The sequence below is a fragment of the Geodermatophilus pulveris genome (assembly GCF_900188375.1).
GTDB classification, from domain to species: Bacteria; Actinomycetota; Actinomycetes; order Mycobacteriales; family Geodermatophilaceae; genus Geodermatophilus; species Geodermatophilus pulveris.
Genome location: NZ_FZOO01000001.1, coordinates 574,803 through 594,031, shown reverse-complemented (window position 1 = coordinate 594,031; position 19,229 = coordinate 574,803). Strand labels below are relative to the sequence as shown.

The following is a 19,229-nucleotide window of genomic DNA, read 5'->3' as shown; positions in this document are numbered from 1 at the left end:
CGGGGGGGCCCGCGACAGCGCACGGGCCCCGCCCTCACCCGTTCGGGGTGGCGGGCCCCCTGGTGACGTGCTGGAACGGCCCCCTTCCAGGGTCCCGCCCTGAGCGTGCGGAGGGTGGGGTGGAAGGGGGTCCTCCCTCTCAGCCGCAGACGGCGCCCTGGGCCGCGGAGCTCACCAGCTTGGCGTACTTGCCGAGCACCCCGGTGGTGTAGCGCGGGGGCAGCGGCGCCCAGCCCTCCCGGCGGCGGGCCAGCTCGGCGTCGTCCACCAGCAGGTCGAGGGTCCGGCGGGCCAGGTCCAGCCGGACCCGGTCGCCGTCCCGGACGAACGCGATCGGTCCGCCGTCGGCGGCCTCGGGGGCGACGTGGCCCACGCACAGGCCCGTCGTCCCCCCGGAGAACCGGCCGTCGGTGAGCAGCAGCACGTCCTTGCCGAGGCCCGCGCCCTTGATCGCGCCGGTGACGGCGAGCATCTCGCGCATGCCCGGCCCGCCCCGGGGCCCCTCGTAGCGGATGACCACGACGTCGCCGGCCTGCAGGGTCCCCTCGGTGACGGCGTCCATGGCGCCCTGCTCGCCGTCGAAGACCCGCGCGGTGCCCTCGAAGACGTCGGCGTCGAAGCCGGCGGACTTCACCACCGCGCCCTCCGGGGACAGCGTGCCGCGCAGGACGGTCAGCCCACCGGTCTTGTGGATCGGGTCGCTCATCGCGTGCACGATCGTGCCGTCGAGGTCCGGCGGGGCGATCTCGGCGAGGTTCTCCGCCATCGTCTTCCCGGTCACGGTGAGCACGTCGCCGTGCAGCAGGCCGGCGTCGAGCAGCGCGCGCAGCACGACCGGGACGCCGCCGACGCGGTCGACGTCGGTCATGACGAACCGGCCGAAGGGCTTGACGTCGGCCAGGTGCGGGGTGCGGTCGCCGATCCGGTTGAAGTCCTCGAGGGTGAGGTCGACCCGCGCCTCGTGGGCGATGGCCAGCAGGTGCAGGACGGCGTTGGTCGAGCCGCCGAGCGCCATGACCACGGTGATGGCGTTCTCGAACGCCTCCCGGGTCATGATCTGGCGGGCGGTGATGCCCCGGCGCAGCAGGTCCACCACGGCCTCGCCCGAGGCGACGGCGACGGCGTCGCGGCGGCTGTCGGGGGCCGGCGGGGCGGCGCTGCCGGGCAGGGCCATCCCGAGCGCCTCGGCGACGCTGGCCATGGTGTTGGCGGTGTACATGCCGCCGCAGGAGCCCTGGCCCGGGCAGGCGGCCCGCTCGATCGCGTCGAGCTCCTCGCGGCTGATCAGCCCGCGGGCGCAGGCGCCGACGCCCTCGAAGACGTCGATGATGGTGAGGTCGTCGCGGTCGCCGAGCCTGCCCGGCAGCGTCGAGCCGGAGTAGACGAAGACGCTGGCCAGGTCCAGCCGCGCCGCGGCCATGAGCATGCCGGGCAGCGACTTGTCGCAGCCGGCGAGCAGCACGGTGCCGTCGAGGCGCTCGGCGAACACGACGGTCTCCACCGAGTCGGCGATGACCTCGCGGGAGACCAGTGAGGCGCGCATGCCCTCGTGGCCCATCGAGATGCCGTCGGAGACGGAGATGGTGCCGAACTCCAGCGGGAAGCCGCCGGCGGCGTGCACCCCCTCCTTGGCCCGCTTGGCCAGCCGGTCCAGGGACAGGTTGCACGGGGTGATCTCGTTCCACGACGAGGCCACGCCGATCTGCGGCTTCTCCCAGTCGTCGTCGCCCATCCCGACCGCACGCAGCATCGCGCGGGCCGGCGCACGGGTGATGCCGTCGGTCACCTCCCGGCTGCGCGGCTTGACGTCGACGCCGGTGCGCGGTTCCTCCACGGTGGTCACGGCACAGGAGCGTAGGCCGATCCGGGTCGCCGCCCCAGGGACGGTCGATACTGGTACCGGCGCCACCACCGCCGTCCCCGGGAGGCCGCCGTGCCCACCGCCGCCACCGCCCGCCGTGCCGATCCCCCGCCCGCCCGCCGTGAGCTCGCGGAGTTCCTGCGGTCCCGCCGCCGCCAGGTCGACCCGCGGGTCGCCGGCGTGCCCGCGGGGGGTGCGCGGCGGACGCCGGGGCTGCGCCGGGAGGAGGTCGCGCTGCTCTCCGGGGTGAGCCACACCTGGTACACGTGGCTGGAGCAGGGCCGGGACATCCGGCCGTCTCGCCAGGTCGTCGACGCGCTGGCCCGCACGCTGCGGATGTCGCCGGCCGAGCACGAGTACGTGCTGGGGCTGACCGGGCACGGCGGCGGCAACCCGGCCGGTGCGGCCGACGGCATGCCGGCCCACGTGCAGCGGCTGCTCGACGCCCTGGGCGCCTCCCCGGCCTACGCGATCACCGCCGGCTGGACGATCGCCGGCTGGAACCGCGCCTACGAGCGGCTCTACCCGGGGGTGGCCGCCGTGCCCGCGGCCGAGCGCAACCTGCTCTGGCTGATATTCACCGACCCCGCCGTCCGCGACCTGCTGGGGGACTGGACGGCCGACAGCCGCCGCTTCCTCACCCAGTTCCGCGCCGAGGTGGGCCCGCGGCTGGCCGACCCCGCGGTGGTCGACCTGGTGGCCCGGCTCGAGGCGGCCAGCCCGGAGTTCCGCGCCGGGTGGGCCAGCCGCGACGTCGACCGGTTCAGCTCCTCGGAGCGCCGCTTCGAGCACCCGCTCGTCGGCACCCTGCTGCTGGAGCACCACCAGCTCGCGCCGGCCGACGCCCCCGGCCTGTCGCTGGTCGTCTACACCGCCGCCGAGGGCGGGGCCGCGGCCGGGCGGCTGGCGCGGCTGTCGGCCTGAGCGCGTCTGGGAGGATGTGCGGACGTGGCGACGGCGCGCTTGCGGACCAGCCGGGTGGCGCTGCTCCCGGTGTCCTTCCTGGCCATCTGCGTCCTGCCGCTGGCCGCCGCCGCGCCCTGGGCGCCGCTGCTCCTGGTCGTCCCCGCGCTGATCGCCGCGTGGGTGCTGCGGGTCGGGGTGGACGTCGCCGACGACGGCGTCACCGTGCGCTCGATGGTGGCCGGCCGGCACGTGCCCTGGCGGGAGGTGGCCGGCATCCGCGTCGCCGAGCGCGGCGACCTGCACCTGGTGACCACCCGGGGCACCGAGCTGCGGCTGCCGGTGCTGCGCGCCCGCGACCTCCCCCGGCTGGCCGCGGCCTCCGGTGGGCGCATCCCCGACGTCGGGTAGCGGCCGCTCGGACCGCCCGTCCCGCCGGGCCGCGCACGTACTGTTCGAGGGGTGAGCCGGCTGCGCGCGCGACGGGGACGGCGCCTGGCCGGGGCCGCCGTCCTGGCCGCCGTCCTGGCCGGCTGCGGCAGCGACGGCTACGAGCCGGCCGGCCCGTTCCGCCCGCAGCCGGAGGGCCCGCCGCCGCAGGTCGGCCCGCCCACGGAGTCACCGTCGGTGCCCGGCCCCGGCGACCCGGCCGACCCGGAGTCCGACGAGGAGGCCGGTGACCCGAACGTGGTCGCCTCCGGGCTGGCCGTGCCCACCGGCCTGGTCGTGCTGCCCGACGGCAGCGCGGTCGTCGGCGAGCGGGAGACCGGCCGGCTGCTGCAGGTCTTCCCCGACCGCTCCCCCGCCCGCGAGCTCATGACGCTGCCCGGCGTCGACACCGCCGGGGACGGCGGGCTGCTGGGCCTGGCGCTGTCGCCGACGTTCCCCGAGGACGGGCTCTTCTACGCCTACGTGTCCACGGCCACCGACAACCGGGTGGTCCGCTTCCCGATGGGCGGCACCCCCAACCCGGTGCTCACCGGCATCCCGCGCGGCGAGACGCACAACGGCGGCGGGCTGGCGTTCGCCCCCGACGGCACGCTGTTCGTCGGCACCGGGGACACCGCCGACCCCGCGCTGGCCCAGGACCCCGCCTCGCTGGCCGGCAAGGTGCTGCACGTCGACGTCTTCGGCCGCCCGGTGGGGGCCGGCCCGGTGTACAGCTCCGGCCACGCCGACGTGAGGGCGCTGTGCCCGGGCGGCGAGACGCTGTTCGCGACCGACGACTCCGCACAGGGGCCCGACGCGCTCGAGGCCGTCGTCGAGGGCGGGGACGCCGGGTGGCCGGCCGCGGACCCGGACAGCGCCCGCCCGGTCGTGGAGTTCCCGCCGGCCGAGGGCGGCCTCGGCGGCTGCGCGGTCGCCGGGCGCAGCGTGTTCCTCGGGTCGCTGGACGGCCGCCGCATCCACACGGTGCTGCTCGACGGCACCGGCACCCTGGCCGAGGAGCCGGGCGAGTTCCTCGTCGACCGCTACGGCCGGCTGCGCACCGTCGTCGTCGACGGGGAGGGCGCCCTGTGGGTCACCACGTCCAACCGGGACGATGTCGGCACCCCGGTCGAGGACGACGACCGGGTGCTGCGCGTCTTCCCGCCCGGCGGGGCCGCCGACAGCCCGTTGTAGGACGAGTCCTCGACGGTCATGGCGCCGTGACCGTCGTCGGGCCGGCGAGGTGGTCAGGACGCCGTGACCGCGGGGGATCAGCTCCCGGCGACACGTTCTTCCAGCATGCGCTTGACCGTCGCGGCGTCGGCCTTGCCGCGGGTGGTCCTCATGACCGCGCCGACCAGGGCCCCGAGCGCCGCCACCTTGCCGGCCTGCACCTTGGCGACGACGTCGGGGTTGCCGGCGAGGGCCTCCTCGACCGCGGCGACCAGCTCGTCGGACTCCCCCATCACCGCCAGCCCGCGGGCCCGCACCACCTGCGCCGGGTCGCCCTCGCCGGCCAGCACCCCGTCGAGCACCTGCCGGGCCAGCTTGTCGTTGACCGTGCCGTCGGCGACCAGCCGGCCGAGCTCGGCGACCTGCGCCGGGGTCACGGCCAGCGCGGTCAGCTCCACGCCGGCGTCGTTGGCCCGCCGGGCGAGCTCGCCGAGCCACCACTTGCGGGCGTCGGCCGGCCCGGCGCCCGCGGCGACGGTGGCCTCCACCAGGCCGAGCGCGCCCGCGTTGACCAGCCAGGTCATCTCGGTGCCGGACAGCCCCCACTCCTGCTGCAGCCGGGCGCGGCGGGCGGCGGGCAGCTCCGGCAGCGCGGCGGCCAGGGCGGCCACCCACTCCTCGTCCGGTGCGACCGGCACGAGGTCCGGCTCGGGGAAGTACCGGTAGTCGGTGGCCTCCTCCTTGCTGCGCCCGGGCGAGGTGCTGCCGGTGTCCTCGTGGAAGTGCCGGGTCTCCTGCCGCACGCGGCTCCCGGCGTCGAGGACGGCGGCCTGCCGGCGCATCTCGTACCGGACCGCCCGCTCGACGCTGCGCAGCGAGTTGACGTTCTTGGTCTCGGTGCGGGTGCCCCACTCCAGGCTGCCGATCGGTGCCAGCGAGGTGTTCACGTCGCAGCGCAGGCTGCCCTGCTCCATCCGGACGTCGGAGGCGCCCAGGCTCTGCACGATGTCGCGCAGCTCGGCGACGTAGGCCCGGGCGACCTCGGGGGCCCGCGCGCCGGCCCCCGGGATCGGCCGGGTGACGATCTCGACCAGCGGGATGCCCGCCCGGTTGAAGTCGACCAGCGAGTGCGAGGCGCCGTGGATGCGCCCGGTGGACCCGCCGACGTGCAGGTTCTTGCCGGTGTCCTCCTCCAGGTGCACCCGCTCGATCTCCACCCGGTACGTCTCGCCGTCCACCTCGACGTCGAGGTGACCGGCGGTGCACAGCGGCTCGTCGTACTGGCTGGTCTGGAAGCCCTTGGGGATGTCCGGGTAGAAGTAGTTCTTCCGGGCGAAGCGGCACCACGAGGCGATCCGGCAGCCCAGGGCCAGCCCGATCCTGATCGTGGCCGCGATCGCCTCCGCGTTGACCACCGGCAGCGAGCCGGGCAGGCCGAGGCACACCGGGCAGGTCTGGGTGTTCGGCTCCGCGCCGAAGGTGGTCGCGCAGCCGCAGAACATCTTCGACGCGGTGCCCAGCTCGACGTGGGTCTCCAGGCCGACGACCGGCTCGTAGCGGGTGAGGAGCTCGTGGTACTCGACGAGGGTGTCGCTCATCGGGAGTCGTTCTCCTTGCGGACGGAGCGGCCGGTCACCACGGCGCCGACGGCGGTCAGCAGGCCGAGCACCAGGAAGAAGGCGAAGAAGACCTCGCCGGTGGCGATCCAGCCGACCAGCCCCACGAGGACGACGAACGCGGTGAGCGCCCAGGCGGCCTTGAGCGCGCCGTTCACGCCGGCGTCCGTTCGGTGAGCTGGTCCAGGAAGCGGGTGCCGCGGGCGGCGTCCAGCGCGGCCTCGACCGCGGCGGCGACCCGGTAGCAGCGGTCGTCGGCCAGCGCCGGCGCCATGACCTGGAAGCCGACCGGCAGGCCCTCGGCCAGCCCGCACGGCACCGAGATCGCCGGCAGGCCGGCCAGGCTGGCCGGCAGGGTGCACAGGTCGGCGGCGTACATGGCCAGCGGGTCGTCGACGCGCGCGCCGATCGGCCAGGCCACCGTGGGGCTGGTCGGGCTGACCAGGACGTCGACGTCGGCGAACGCGGCGGTGAAGTCGCGGGTGATCAGCGTGCGGACCCGCTGCGCCTGCCCGTAGTAGGCGTCGTAGTACCCGGCCGACAGCGCGTAGGTGCCCAGCACGATGCGCCGCTTGACCTCCGGGCCGAAGCCCTGCTCGCGGGTCAGCGACATGACCTCCTCCAGCGAGCGGCTGCCGTCGTCGCCCACCCGCAGGCCGAAGCGCATGCCCTCGAAGCGGGCCAGGTTGGACGACGCCTCGCTGGGCGCGATCAGGTAGTAGGCCGGCAGCGCGAGGTCGAACGCCGGGCAGGACACCTCGCGGACGTCGGCGCCCATGCCCTCGAGCAGCGCGACGGTCTCGCGCACCCGGTCCAGGACGCCGGCGTCGTAGCCGTCGGTGTGCCCGTCGCCGCCCAGCTCGCGGACGACGCCGACGCGCAGCCCGGCCAGCTCGCCGCGGGCGCCCTCCTCCGCGGCCCCGACCAGCAGCGGGACGGGGGCGTCGATGCTGGTCGAGTCGCGGGGGTCGTGGCCGCCGATCGCCTCGTGCAGCAGCGCGGCGTCCCGGACGGTGCGGGCCATCGGGCCGGCCTGGTCGAGGCTGGAGGAGAACGCGATCAGCCCGTACCGGGACACCGAGCCGTAGGTGGGCTTGTGCCCCACCAGGCCGGTGACCGCGGCCGGCTGGCGGATCGAGCCGCCGGTGTCGGTGCCCAGCGCCCACGGCGCCAGCCCGCCGGCGACCGCGGCCGAGGAGCCACCGGAGGAGCCGCCCGGGATGCGGTCGGGGTCCCACGGGTTGCGGGCCGGGCGGTAGGCGGAGTTCTCCGTGGAGGAGCCCATGGCGAACTCGTCCATGTTGGTCTTGCCGAGCAGCACCGTGCCGGCCGCCTTGAGCCGGGCGGCGACGGTCGCGTCGTACGGCGGCCGCCAGCCCTCGAGGATCCGCGACCCGCTGGTGGTGGGCACGCCCTCGGTGACGAACACGTCCTTGAGTGCCACCGGCAGGCCGGCCAGCGGGCCGAGCTCCTCGCCGGCGGTGCGGGCGGCGTCGACCTCGGCGGCGCGGGCCAGGGCGGCCTCGGCGTCGACGTGCAGGTAGGCGCCGAGGGTCTCGTCCTGCTCGGCGATCCGGTCCAGGTAGGCGCGGGTGAGCTCGACCGAACCGGCCTCCCCGGCGGCCAGCCGTCGGCCGAGCTCGGCGGCGTCCAGGGTCGTGAGGTCGGCGGTCACTCCTCCTCCCCCAGGATCTGCGGCACGCGGAAGCGGTCGTCCTCCGCCGCGGGCGCCTGCGACAGGACGACGTCCCGCGGCAGGCTGGGCGTGACGACGTCCGGGCGGGTGACGTTGGTCAGCGGCACCGCGTGGGTCATCGGCGGGACGTCGGCGACGTCGGCCTTCCCGACCTCGGCGACCGCGTCCAGCACCGCGGACAGCTGCCCCGCGAAGGAGTCGAGCTCCTCGTCGGTCAGCGCGAGCCGGGCCAGCCGGGCCAGGTGCGCGACGTCGTCACGCCCGAGTCCGGCGGTGCCCTGCGGGGAGGGTGTGCTCATGCTGGGGCGCGGGTCTCCTCGGTCGTCGGAACCCCGCCACTGTACGTGGACGGCCCGCCGGGCCGGTCGGCCGCTCGACCCCGGGCCGTGCATGGGGGAAGCTGTCGCCACCCGCGATCGACGGAGATCGGCCCGCACCTCGAGCACGGAGGAACCGTGTCCCATCTCCTGCGGCTGGTCGTGCCCGACCGTCCCGGCATCCTCGGCGCCGTGGCCACCGCGCTGGGCGACGCGGGCATCGACATCGTCTCCGTCGACGTGCTCGAGCGCGGTGGCGGCGTGGCCGTGGACGACATCGTGGTGGACCTGCCGCCCGACCGGCTGCCGGACAGCCTGATCACCGCCGCGCAGGCGGTGCCCGGCGTGCAGGTCGAGTCGCTGCGCCCGTTCGCCGGCCCGCTGGACACCCACCGGGAGCTGGAGCTGCTGGAGGCCCTCGCCCGCGCGGCGGCGCCCGGCCTGCCGACCCTCGCGGTGAAGCTGCTGGCGGCCGAGCTGCCGCGGGTGTTCCACAGCGGCTGGGCGGCCGTCCTCTCCGGCGACGCCGGGGGCCCGTGCGAGGTGCTGGCCGCCTCCGACGCCGCGCCGTCCTTCGACGGGATGACGCTGCCGTGGCTGCCGCTGGACGGCCCGCGGCTGCTGCCCAGCGAGGCGGACTGGCTGCCCGAGCGCTGGCGGGAGATGGCCATCGAGATGATGGCCACCCCGTTCGGCAGCCCGCGGACGGCGGTGGTGACCGGCCGCTCCGGCGGACCGGCGTTCCGCCGCTCGGAGCTGCTGCGCCTGGTGCACCTCGCCGGCATCGCGGCCAGCGTGGCCCACCTGCCGCCGGTCTGACGCGCCCCGGCCCGACGGTGGGCGCTGACGCCCCCGTCCCCGCCGTCGAACGGTGCGCACGCGCACACCGTCGGGCTGAGCCGGCTCACTCCCCCGCCGGCTGCTCGCCGTCGGGAGCCGGCGGTGCGGCCGGCTCCGGGGCCGGCTCGGTGCCGTCGCCGACGGTCGCCACCGCGCGGGCCGCCTCGGGCCCCTCCTCCAGCAGCACGCGGAAGCCGTCGTCGTCCAGGACCGGCGCCTTGACCTGAACCGCCTTGTCGTACTTGCTCCCCGGGTCGGCGCCGACGACGACGAAGCCGGTCTTCTTCGACACCGACCCGGTCACCTTGCCGCCGCGCTCCTGGACGGCGGCGATCGCCTGGTCGCGGCTGAAGTCGCGCAGCGACCCGGTGACGACGACGGTGACGCCGGTCAGCGGCCCGGGCCCGGCGGCGTCGCCCTCGTCGGCCATCCGCACGCCCGCGGCCCGCCACTTATCCACCACCTCGCGGTGCCAGTCGACGGCGAACCAGTCCAGCACCGAGCGCGCGATGGTCGGCCCCACCCCGTCGGCCGCCGCCAGCTCCTCCTCCGAGGCCGTGGCGATCCGGTCGATCGAGCGGAAGTCGCGGGCCAGCGCCTGCGCGGCCGTCGGGCCGACGTGCCGGATGGACAGCGCCACCAGCACCCGCCACAGCGGGACGTCCTTGCGCGTCTGCAGGTTCGCCAGCAGCTTGCGCCCGTTGGCCGAGAGGGCGCCGTCCTTCCTGGTGAAGAACGCCGTCCGGCACAGCGCCTCCTCGTCGAGGGAGAAGACGTCGCCCTCGTCCTCGAGCAGGTGCTCCTCCAGCAGCGCGATCGCCGCCTCGTAGCCGAGCACCTCGATGTCGAAGGCGCCGCGGCCGGCGACGTGGAACACCCGCTCCCGCAGCTGCGCGGGGCAGGACCGGGCGTTGGGGCAGCGGATGTCGGCGTCGCCCTCCTTCTCGTGCCGCAGCTCGGTGCCGCACTCGGGGCAGTGCGTGGGCATCACGAACGGGCGCTCGTCGCCGGTGCGGGCCGCGACCACCGGCCCCAGCACCTCGGGGATGACGTCGCCGGCCTTCCGGATGACCACGGTGTCGCCGATGAGGACGCCCTTGCGGGCCACCTCGCCGGCGTTGTGCAACGTGGCCAGCTGCACCGTGGAGCCCGCGACCTTCACCGGCTCCATGTGGGCGAACGGGGTGACCCGCCCGGTGCGCCCGACGTTGACCCGGATGTCGAGCAGCTCGGTGGTGGCCTCCTCCGGCGGGTACTTGAACGCGATCGCCCAGCGCGGTGCCCGCGAGGTGGAGCCCAGCCGGCGCTGCAGCGCCACCTGGTCGACCTTGACGACGACGCCGTCGATCTCGTGCTCCACGGAGTGCCGCTGCTCGCGGTACCGCTCGACGTAGCCCCACACGCCCTCGAGGTCGTCCACCACGGCGAACCGGTCGCTGACCGGCAGGCCGAGCTCGCGCAGCCGCGTGTAGGCCTCGGACTGCCGCTCGGGCGCGAACCCCTCGCGGGCGCCGAGGCCGTGCACCACCAGGCGCAGCGGCCGGGAGGCGGTGATCCGCGGGTCCTTCTGCCGCAGGGAGCCGGCGGCGGCGTTGCGCGGGTTGGCGAACGGCGCCTTCCCGGCCTCGACCATGCCGGCGTTGACGTCGGCGAAGGCGGCGATCGGGAAGTGGATCTCCCCGCGCACCTCCAGGAGCGGCGGGACGTCCTCCCCGGACAGCTGCTGCGGGACGTCGTCCATCGTGCGCACGTTGGCGGTGACGTCCTCGCCGGTGACGCCGTCCCCGCGGGTGGCCGCGCGCACCAGCCGGCCGCGCTCGTAGACCAGGTCGACGGCCACGCCGTCCACCTTGAGCTCGCACAGGTACACCGCCGCCGAGCCGACCTCCCGCTCCACCCGCGCGGCCCAGGCCGACAGCTCGTCGCTGCTGAAGGCGTTGTCCAGGCTCTGCATCCGCTCCAGGTGGCGGACCGGTGCGAAGGTGGCGGTGAAACCGCCGTTGACCTTCTGGCTCGGCGAGTCCGGCGTGACCAGCGCCGGGTGGGCGGCCTCGAGCGCCCTGAGCTCCCCCATGAGCTCGTCGTACTGCCCGTCGCTGACCAGCGGCGCGTCCTGCACGTAGTACGCGAACGCGTAGCGGTCCAGCTCCTCGGCGAGGTCGCGGTGCCGGGTGCGGGCCGCGTCGGGGACCTCGGTGAGGTCCTCCCGGTCGGCCGGCGCCCTGACTTGAGGCGCGTCGACCTGCGGCTCCTCCAGCTCGGCGTCGGTGGTCACGGCGGAACGGTAACCGGCCGGTACGACGCGGGACCGGCTCCGTCACCCGCCCGGGCGCCCGGTCGGGACCTCGACCGTGGTGGCGCGGCACCGCCCGGCGGGGGGAGCATGCGCGCGGAGCCGGCGTGGCCGGCTCCTCCCGCCAGCAGGAGGCGCCATGGAGTCACTGACCGTCCTCGCCGCGGACGCCGAGGGACCGCCGGCCTACCTCGGTCCGGCGGCCGGCCTGGTGGTCACCGCCGCCGTCATCGGCTACCTGATGGCCCGGGCGCGGATCGTGCCCATCGTCGGCTTCCTCGCCGCCGGCGTGCTCATCGGGCCCGCCCAGCTCGGCGTGGTGCAGAACGGGGAGGTGGTGCAGGCGGCCGCCGAGATCGGCGTCATCCTGCTGCTGTTCACCATCGGGATCGAGTTCTCCCTGGAGCGGCTGGCCCGGGTGTGGACCTGGATCGCGGTGGGCGGCGTGCTGCAGGTCGGGCTGGCGACGGCGGCGGGCGTCGCACTCACGCTGGCCTTCGGCGGCAGCTGGCAGGAGGGGCTGTTCACCGGCTTCCTGCTGGCCCTGTCCTCGACCGCGATCGTGCTCAAGCTGCTCGGCGAGCGTCACGAGCAGTCCGGCCGGCGCGGGCAGCTGGCCCTGGCCCTCCTCATCGCCCAGGACCTGGCCGTCGTCGCCATGGTGCTGCTCGTGCCGCTGCTCGGCAGCGAGGGCGGGGAGGACGGCGGGGGGTCGCTGCTGCGCGCCGCGGTCACCGCGGTGCTGGTGATCGCCGCCGTCCTCGTCGTGGCCCGGCGGGTGCTGCCCCCGGTGCTGGAGATCGTGGCCCGCACCTGCTCGCCCGAGGTCTTCCTGCTCGCCGTGGTCGCGGTGTGCTTCGGCACCGCCTTCCTGACCGCCCTGGCCGGGGTGAGCGTCTCGCTCGGGGCCTTCCTCGCCGGGCTCATGGTCAGCGAGAGCCGCGCCAGCTCGCAGGCCTTCGCCGAGGTGCTGCCCCTGCAGATCGTGTTCAGCGCGGTCTTCTTCGTGTCGGTCGGCATGCTGCTCGACGTCGGCTTCGTGATCGACAACTGGGCGCTGGTGATCGGTGCCGCGCTGGCCGTGCTGGTGGTCAAGACCGTCACCACCGCGGCCGCCGTCGCGGCGCTGCGCATCCGGGTGCGCACCGCGGTGGCCTCGGGACTGCTGCTGGCCCAGGTCGGCGAGTTCTCCTTCGTGCTGCTCACCGTCGGCACCGCCGCGGGCCTGTCCCCCCTCGGCCTGGGGGACGACGGCGCGCAGACCTTCGTGGCGACGACGGTCCTGCTGATGGTGGCCACCCCGTGGCTGGCCGCGCTGGGCGCCGGCATCGACCGCCGGGCGTCCACCGGCCCGGCGGTCCCGGAGGGCGGGGACCGCGGGGAGGAGCCGCTGTCCGATCACGTGGCGATCCTCGGCTGGGGCCCGACGGCGCTGCACCTGGCGGACACGCTGCGCTCCCGCGGGGTCGCGCTGGTCATGACGACGCTCAACCCCGACGGTGCCGCGGAGGCGGCCGCGGCCGGGCACACCGTGCTGCGCGGCGACCCCACCAAGGTGCGGGTGCTCCAGGACGCCGGCGTGCCGCGGACCCGCCTGGTGGTCGTGGCCGAGGACCGGCCGGAGGAGGCCCGGCAGGTGGTGTCCGTGGCCCGCTCGCTGACCCGCGCGCCGATCGTCGTCCGCCCGCGGGGGGACGCCGACGTCGCCGCGCTGGCCGAGGCGGGTGCGGACGCCGTGGTCGACCGCGACCGCGCCTCCGACCACGCGCTGGTCGTGTCGGTGCTCGGCCGGCTGGGGCACCGCAAGCACACGCCGGGGGACGGCGAGACGGTCGTCGACACCACCGCCGTCGTCCGGTACGCCTGGCCGCGCGACACCGGCTGCGACCACGGGTCGGCGTCCCGCCCGGTGCTGCCGGCGGCCTGGGGGTGCGTGGAGTGCCTGCGCGACGGGCACGGCTGGGTGCACCTGCGCACCTGCCTGACCTGCGGCCACGTGGGCTGCTGCGACTCCTCTCCCGGCCGGCACGCCCGCGCGCACGCCGGGGAGTCCGGCCACCCGCTGGTCACCTCGGGGGAACCGGGCGAGACCTGGGCCCACTGCTTCGTCGACGACGTCACGGTCGCCGAACCCGACGACGCCCCGCGCGCCGGCTCGCTCGAACCCCGCTGAGCCGTCCCGGGCCGGGCGGGGTCAGTCCGGCAGCAGGTACCGGGCCGCCTCGCGCACGTGCGTCATGGCCGCCCGCGCGTACCCGGGGGTCGCACCGGCCAGCCCGCAGGCCGGGGTCAGGGTGACCGCCTCGTGCAGCCGGTCGGCGGGGAAGCCGAGCTCGTTCCACCACGCCCGCAGCCGCGACGCGGTGGCCTTCGGCGCGGGCAGGGGGGCGTCGGTGCCCGGGACGACGCCCGGGACCAGGTGGGTGCCGGCCTCGACGGCGGTCCCGAGCGCGTCGAGGTCCTGCACCAGCCCCAGGTCGAAGGACAGCGCGCCGGCCCCGGCCGAGCGGAACAGGTCCAGCGGTGCCCGCTGGGCGCAGCAGTGCACCACCACCGGCCCCGGCAGCGCGCGGACGACGGCGGCGAGCTCCTGCTCCACCACCGGCTCCTCGACGGCGGCCAGCTTCCCGAACCCGCTGGCCGTGGGCAGCGCCCCGAGCAGGACGGCGGGCACCGAGGGCTCGTCGAGCTGGACGACCACCCGGGCGCCGGGGACCCGCGCGGCGACGGCCGCGGCGTGCGCGGCCAGCCCCTCGGCCAGCGACTGGGCCAGGTCGCGGCGGGCGCCGGGGTCGACGACGGCGCGGTCGCCGCGGGTCCGCTCCAGGCCGGCGGCCAGCGTCCACGGGCCGGCGGCCTGCACCTTGAACGGGCCGGTGTAGGTCCCCGCGACGTCGTGCAGGGCGTCGAGGTCGCGGTCCAGGAACTCCCGGGCGCGGCGCTGGTCGAGCCCCGGCCGCGGGACCAGCCGCCAGCCGGCCGGGGTCAGCTCGACGGCGAGGTCGACCAGCAGCGCCGCGCTGCGGCCGACCAGGTCCGCCCCGGGGCCGCGGCCGGGCAGCTCGGGCAGGTGGGCGAAGCCGGGCAGCTCGCCGGTGACCACGCGCAGCGCCTCGGCCGGGTCCGCACCGGGCAGCGAGCCGACGCCGGTGGCCGGGCCCCACGGCGTCGCCGCCGGCTCCGCACCGGAGGCGGTCCCGGCGCCGGCGAGGTCGGCGGGCAGGTCGGGGTCGGCGGGCGAGGCGGGGTGCAGCGGGGCCACGGCGGGAACGGTAGTCCGGTGCCCGGCATGGCGGCCCTGCTGCAGGGTCCCGGCGCGAGCGTGCGAGCGGCGGGGGGCAGGAGGGTCCTTCACCAGGCGGTCGAGGCGACCGCGGCCTGCCCGAGCACCCGGTCGCCGCGCTCGGCGTCGGGGGCGTACAGCACCGCTGACTGGCCCGGCGCGACGCCGCGCTGCGGGGAGTCGAGCAGCAGCCGAAGCCCGCCGCCGTCCCCGGCGGTGACCGTGCACGGCACCGGGGTGCCGTGCGCGCGCAGCTGCACCTCGGCGCGCAGCGGCAGCGCGGCTGCCGGCCCGGTCCAGGTGGGCGGGTCGGTGCGGACCTCCCCCACCCCGGCGAGGTCGGCGGTGCCGATGGTCACCGTGCGGGTCACCGGCTCGATGCCCAGGACGTAGCGCGGCCGGGAGTCCCCGGCGGCGACCCCCAGCCCGCGGCGCTGGCCCACCGTGAACCCGTGGGCGCCGGCGTGCTCCCCCACCACGGCGCCGGTGGCGGCGTCGACGACCGGGCCGGGCCGGGCGCCGAGCCGCCGGGTGAGGAAGCCGCGCGTGTCGCCGTCGGGGATGAAGCAGATGTCGTGCGAGTCGGCCTTGGCGGCCACGGCGAACCCCCGCTCGGCGGCGACCTCGCGCACCCGCCGCTTGGTCATCGACCCCAGCGGGAACACCGCCCCGGCCAGCTGGTCGGCGGTCAGCACGGCGAGCACGTAGGACTGGTCCTTGGCCGCGTCGACCGACCGCCGCAGCTCGCCGCCGGCCAGCCGGGCGTGGTGGCCGGTGACGACCGCGTCGAAGCCGAGGGCCCGCGCCCGGTCCAGCACGGCGGAGAACTTGATCCGCTCGTTGCAGCGCAGGCACGGGTTGGGGGTGCGCCCGGCGGCGTACTCGGCGACGAAGTCCTCGACGACGTCCTCGGCGAACCGCTCGGCGAGGTCCCAGACGTAGAACGGGATGCCCAGCTCGTCGGCGACCCGGCGGGCGTCGTGCGCGTCCTCGACGCTGCAGCAGCCGCGGGCGCCGCTGCGCAGGGTCTGCCGGTCCGGCGAGAGCGCCAGGTGCACGCCGGTGACCTCGTGCCCGGCGTCCACGGCCAGGGCGGCGGCGACCGCGGAGTCCACTCCGCCGCTCATCGCGGCGAGCAGCCTCACCGCCGGCCCATCCCCGCCCGGCGGGCGCGCTCCACCACCGGCCCGATCACCGCGAGCAGGGCGTCCACGTCGGCGTCGGTCGAGGTGTGCCCCAGGCTGAACCGCAGCGAGCTGCGGGCGCGGTCCGGGTCGGCGCCGGTGGCCAGCAGCACGTGGCTGGGCCGGGCGACGCCGGCGCTGCACGCCGAGCCGGTCGAGCACTCCACCCCGCGGGCGTCGAGCAGCATGAGCAGCGCGTCGCCCTCCGCCCCGGGGAAGGACAGGTGCGCGTTGCCGGGCAGCCGCCCCGGCCCACCCTCGACCGTCCCGTCGAGCAGGTCGTCCAGGGGGGCGCCGTTGAGCTGGACGTCGGGGACCTGCGCCACCACGCCGGCCACCAGCCGGTCACGCAGCGCGGCCAGCCGGTCGGCGCGGTCCTCGCGATCGGCGACGGCGGTGGTGGTGGCCACCTGCAGCCCGACGATGGCGGCGACGTCCAGGGTGCCCGAGCGCACGTCGCGCTCCTGGCCGCCGCCGTGCAGCAGCGGGGTGCAGGCGACGTCGCGGCGCAGCAGCAGCACGCCGGCGCCCATGGGCCCGCCGAGCTTGTGCGCGGTCATGGTCAGCGCGTCCACGCCGCTGGCGGCGAAGTCGACCGGCACCTGACCCACGGCCTGGACGGCGTCGGTGTGCAGCGGGACGCCGACGGCGTGCGCCACCCCGGCCAGCGCCGCCAGGTCGCTGACCGTGCCGATCTCGTTGTTGGCCCACATGACGCTGGCCAGGGCGACGTCCTCGCCGGTGCCCAGCGCGGCCCGCAGCGCCCGGGGGGTGACCCGGCCGGTGGGCTCGACGGGCAGCCAGGTGACCTCGGCGCCGTCGTGCGCCGCCAGCCACTCGACGCTGTCCAGGACGGCGTGGTGCTCGGCGGGGCTGACCACGATGCGCCGGCGGCGGGGGTCGGCGTCCCGGCGGGCCCAGAACAGGCCCTTGACGGCGAGGTTGTCGCTCTCCGTGCCGCCGCCGGTGAACAGCACCTCCGACGGCCGGGCACCCAGCGCCTCGGCCAGCCGCTCGCGGGACTGCTCGGCGACCCGCCGCGCGGCCCGGCCGCTGGCGTGCAGCGACGAGGCGTTGCCGACCCGGCCGAGCTGCCCGGCCATCGCGGCCAGCACCGCGGGCAGCAGGGGTGTGGTCGCCGCGTGGTCCAGGTAGGCGGCCTCGGAGGAACTCATGACGTGGCCAATGTAGTCGCGTCCGCCGGGGCCCTCCCCCGCACCGGGGCGGCCGTCCGCCCGGCCACGCCGATGCCGGCCAGGGCCAGCACGGTCAGCGCGGCGACCGAGCCGAGCACCGCGGCGGGCAGGGACAGCGCCCCGGCGCCGGCGGCCGCCAGGAGGACGCCGGCCAGGCCGACGCACAGCGCCGAGGCGGTGACGTCGGAGACCTGCAGCGCCGCGGAGTTGGCGCCGCGCTCGTGCCCGGGCGACTGGTCGAGCAGCAGCACGCCGACGCTGGGCATGCCCAGGCCCATGCCGAGCCCGGCGACCGCCCAGGTGAGGTAGGCGGGCCAGCCGCCGAGGGCCGGGACGGCGGCCAGCGCGGTCCCGGCCAGCCCCACGGCCAGCAGCACGAAGCCGGCCCGCAGCACCCTCTCCCGCGGGACGCCGGGCCGCCGGCCCTGCAGCTGGGAGGCGGCGGCCCAGCCGATCGCGCCGGCGGTCAGGGGCAGCCCCGCCGCGGTCGGGCCGTGGCCGTGCACCGCGGTGAGGGTGAGCGGCAGCAGGGCGTCCACGCCGAAGAAGGCACCGGCCAGCAGCCCGCGCGAGGCGATGACGGCGGGCAGACCGCGGCGGGCCCGGACGGTGCCGGCCGGCAGCAGCCGGCGCAGGCCGGCGGCCAGGGCGCCCGCCCCGGCGACGGCGAGGGCCAGGCCGGCGCCGTCCAGCCGCTGCCCGGCGTACTGCAGCAGCCCGATGCCCAGGCCGGCGAGCACCGCCCAGCCGACGGCGCCGCGCCGCGCCGGCTCCTGCCCGGCTCCCGGCGGGCCGAGCCGGCTGACCGGCACCACCAGCAGCAGGCCGACGGCCACCAGGGGCAGCAGGCCGAGGAACACCAGCCGCCAGGAGGCGTGCGAGGTGACCAGCCCGGCGACCACCGGACCGACCAGCGCCGGCAGCACCCACGCGGCGGAGATGGCCCCGAACAGCCGCGGCCGCAGGCCGGCCGGGTAGGCGTGCCCGGCGATGACGTAGAGCAGGGTGACCATGACCCCGGCGCCCAGGCCCTGCACCGCGCGACCGGCGACGAGGACGGCCATGTGCCCGGCCACGCCGGACACCAGCAGCCCGGCGGCGAACGTGCCGACCGCCAGCGGGAGGGCCGGCCAGGCGCCCCTGCGGTCGCCGGCCTGCCCGCCGAGCACCATGCCGACGACGGAGGCGACGAGGAAGGCGCTGAACGGCCACGCGTACCAGGCCAGCCCGTCGAGCTCGGTCACCGCCGTGGGCATCGCCGTCCCGACCGCCATGGCCTCGAAGGCGATCAGCGTGACGAGGGTGAGCAGCCCGGCCGTCGTCCGGCGGTGGGACCGGTCCCAGACCCCGCTGTCGCCGGCCACGTCCACCTCCCCGCCAACCCGCCGGACCCGCGGCGGCTTCCCCGGCCCCGGACACGCCGGGGCGCCGGCCCCCGAGGGGGACCGGCGCCCGGACTCACTGGGTGCTGCTACCTGCGGGCGGCGATGGACTCGGTGGCCTGCGGGACGACGGTGTTCAGGTCGCCCACGACGCCGAAGTCGGCGAGCTCGAAGATCGGTGCCTCGGGGTCCTTGTTGACCGCGACGATGGTCTTCGAGGTCTGCATGCCGGCCCGGTGCTGGATGGCCCCGGAGATGCCCACGGCGATGTAGAGCTGCGGGCTGACGGTCTTGCCGGTCTGCCCCACCTGGAAGGTGTGCGGGTAGAAGCCGGAGTCGACCGCGGCGCGGGAGGCGCCGACCGCCGCGCCGAGGCTGTCGGCGAGGCCCTCGATGAGGGAGAAGTTCTCCGCCGAGGCGACGCCGCGGCCGCCGGAGACCACGATCGAGGCCTCGGTGAGCTCGGGGCGGGAGGACTTCTGCTCCACGACCCGGTCGAGGACGCGGGTGGCCCGCGCGGCGTCGGACAGCTGCACCGCCACCTGCTCCTCCTCGGCCGCGCCGGGGGCGGGCTCGGGGGTCACCGAGTTGCCGCGCACCGTGTAGATCGGGGTGCCGGTGGTGACCTTGGAGTGCACGATGGTCGCCCCGGCGAAGGCGACCTGGGTCGCGGTGCCGTCGGGGGCGATCTCGGTCACGTCGGTGAGGAACCCGCTGCCGGTCTTGATGGCCAGCCGGCCGGCGATCTCCTTGCCCTCCGGGGAGGAGGGGATGACCACCGCAGCGGGCTGCTTGCCGGCCACCAGCTGCGCGAGCACCTCGGCCTTGGGGGCCACGAGGAACTGCTCGACCTCCTCGGACTCGGCGACGTAGACCCGGGCCGCGCCGTACTCGGCCAGCTGCGGTCTGACCGCGGCCGCCGTGCCCGGGGCGCCGACGACGACCGCGGACGGCTCGCCGAGCGCGCGGGCGGCGGTCAGCGCCTCCAGGGTGGTCTTGCGGAGCCCCTCACCGGTCGGGTTGAGCTCGACGAGGACCAGCACCTCTGCCATGACT

General features: G+C 76.5%; 16 protein-coding genes. 5 read left to right on the top strand and 11 right to left on the bottom strand.

Annotated elements, in window-relative coordinates; translation table 11 throughout:
* Nucleotides 1-139: 139 nt before the first annotated feature.
* Nucleotides 140-1,843, bottom strand: a complete 1,704-nt coding sequence (gene ilvD, locus CHB98_RS02890; protein WP_179224096.1) for a dihydroxy-acid dehydratase — start codon at nucleotides 1,841-1,843, stop codon at nucleotides 140-142.
* Between the two features lie 90 nt (nucleotides 1,844-1,933).
* Between ilvD and CHB98_RS02885 the strand changes: the two genes are divergently transcribed.
* From CHB98_RS02885 to CHB98_RS02875, 3 genes are read left to right on the top strand one after another with little or no spacing between them, the layout of a single operon-like run.
* Entirely contained in the window at nucleotides 1,934-2,785 is an 852-nt protein-coding gene (locus CHB98_RS02885) for a helix-turn-helix transcriptional regulator (RefSeq protein ID WP_089304063.1), read from the top strand.
* Nucleotides 2,786-2,809: 24 nt separating this feature from the next.
* Nucleotides 2,810-3,175 (top strand): PH domain-containing protein, encoded by a 366-nt coding sequence (locus tag CHB98_RS02880; protein WP_089304062.1) that lies wholly within the window; start codon nucleotides 2,810-2,812, stop codon nucleotides 3,173-3,175.
* 51 nt (nucleotides 3,176-3,226) lie between these two features.
* Nucleotides 3,227-4,387 carry a PQQ-dependent sugar dehydrogenase gene (locus CHB98_RS02875; RefSeq protein WP_089304061.1) on the top strand — a complete coding sequence of 387 codons (1,161 nt, stop codon included), beginning with the start codon at nucleotides 3,227-3,229 and terminating at the stop codon, nucleotides 4,385-4,387.
* A 77-nt stretch (nucleotides 4,388-4,464) separates the two neighbouring features.
* Here the strand turns inward: CHB98_RS02875 and gatB are convergent, their stop codons facing one another.
* The 4 genes from gatB to gatC are packed head-to-tail and all read right to left on the bottom strand — an operon-like array spanning nucleotide 4,465 to nucleotide 7,977.
* Nucleotides 4,465-5,964: an Asp-tRNA(Asn)/Glu-tRNA(Gln) amidotransferase subunit GatB gene (gene gatB / locus CHB98_RS02870; RefSeq protein ID WP_089304060.1), complete on the bottom strand. Its 1,500-nt coding sequence runs from the start codon at nucleotides 5,962-5,964 to the stop codon at nucleotides 4,465-4,467.
* Entirely contained in the window at nucleotides 5,961-6,140 is a 180-nt protein-coding gene (locus tag CHB98_RS02865) for an LPXTG cell wall anchor domain-containing protein (protein WP_089304059.1), read from the bottom strand. The genes gatB and CHB98_RS02865 overlap by 4 nt, the downstream gene beginning before the upstream one ends.
* Nucleotides 6,137-7,657 carry an Asp-tRNA(Asn)/Glu-tRNA(Gln) amidotransferase subunit GatA gene (gene gatA, locus CHB98_RS02860; RefSeq protein WP_089304058.1) on the bottom strand — a complete coding sequence of 507 codons (1,521 nt, stop codon included), beginning with the start codon at nucleotides 7,655-7,657 and terminating at the stop codon, nucleotides 6,137-6,139. Before gatA ends, CHB98_RS02865 begins: the two co-directional genes overlap by 4 nt.
* Nucleotides 7,654-7,977, bottom strand: coding sequence for an Asp-tRNA(Asn)/Glu-tRNA(Gln) amidotransferase subunit GatC (gene gatC / locus CHB98_RS02855; RefSeq protein WP_089304057.1), 324 nt, complete (start codon nucleotides 7,975-7,977; stop codon nucleotides 7,654-7,656). The genes gatA and gatC overlap by 4 nt, the downstream gene beginning before the upstream one ends.
* A 156-nt stretch (nucleotides 7,978-8,133) precedes the next feature.
* Here gatC and CHB98_RS02850 point away from each other — a divergent pair, with 156 nt between their 5' ends.
* The gene (locus CHB98_RS02850) at nucleotides 8,134-8,814 is read left to right on the top strand and encodes an ACT domain-containing protein (protein WP_089304056.1); all 681 of its coding nucleotides are present in this window, start codon (nucleotides 8,134-8,136) and stop codon (nucleotides 8,812-8,814) included.
* An 85-nt stretch (nucleotides 8,815-8,899) separates the two neighbouring features.
* Here CHB98_RS02850 and ligA read toward each other — a convergent pair whose 3' ends face one another.
* Nucleotides 8,900-11,110: an NAD-dependent DNA ligase LigA gene (gene ligA, locus CHB98_RS02845; RefSeq protein ID WP_089304055.1), complete on the bottom strand. Its 2,211-nt coding sequence runs from the start codon at nucleotides 11,108-11,110 to the stop codon at nucleotides 8,900-8,902.
* Between the two features lie 157 nt (nucleotides 11,111-11,267).
* Here ligA and CHB98_RS02840 point away from each other — a divergent pair, with 157 nt between their 5' ends.
* Nucleotides 11,268-13,301: a cation:proton antiporter domain-containing protein gene (locus tag CHB98_RS02840; protein ID WP_089304054.1), complete on the top strand. Its 2,034-nt coding sequence runs from the start codon at nucleotides 11,268-11,270 to the stop codon at nucleotides 13,299-13,301.
* A gap of 21 nt (nucleotides 13,302-13,322) precedes the next feature.
* Here the strand turns inward: CHB98_RS02840 and CHB98_RS02835 are convergent, their stop codons facing one another.
* The 5 genes from CHB98_RS02835 to CHB98_RS02815 all read right to left on the bottom strand — a co-directional run bounded on the left by CHB98_RS02835 (nucleotide 13,323) and on the right by CHB98_RS02815 (nucleotide 19,225).
* Nucleotides 13,323-14,390, bottom strand: a complete 1,068-nt coding sequence (locus CHB98_RS02835; protein WP_245820879.1) for a methionine synthase — start codon at nucleotides 14,388-14,390, stop codon at nucleotides 13,323-13,325.
* An 89-nt stretch (nucleotides 14,391-14,479) separates the two neighbouring features.
* On the bottom strand, nucleotides 14,480-15,556 hold the full coding sequence (gene mnmA, locus CHB98_RS02830) for a tRNA 2-thiouridine(34) synthase MnmA (RefSeq protein ID WP_179224094.1): 1,077 nt from the start codon (nucleotides 15,554-15,556) through the stop codon (nucleotides 14,480-14,482).
* Entirely contained in the window at nucleotides 15,553-16,770 is a 1,218-nt protein-coding gene (locus CHB98_RS02825) for a cysteine desulfurase family protein (protein ID WP_089304053.1), read from the bottom strand. The genes mnmA and CHB98_RS02825 overlap by 4 nt, the downstream gene beginning before the upstream one ends.
* Nucleotides 16,767-18,155, bottom strand: coding sequence for an MFS transporter (locus tag CHB98_RS02820; RefSeq protein WP_245820878.1), 1,389 nt, complete (start codon nucleotides 18,153-18,155; stop codon nucleotides 16,767-16,769). The genes CHB98_RS02825 and CHB98_RS02820 overlap by 4 nt, the downstream gene beginning before the upstream one ends.
* A 107-nt stretch (nucleotides 18,156-18,262) precedes the next feature.
* On the bottom strand, nucleotides 18,263-19,225 hold the full coding sequence (locus tag CHB98_RS02815) for an electron transfer flavoprotein subunit alpha/FixB family protein (RefSeq protein WP_089304052.1): 963 nt from the start codon (nucleotides 19,223-19,225) through the stop codon (nucleotides 18,263-18,265).
* Between the last annotated feature and the right edge of the window lie 4 nt (nucleotides 19,226-19,229).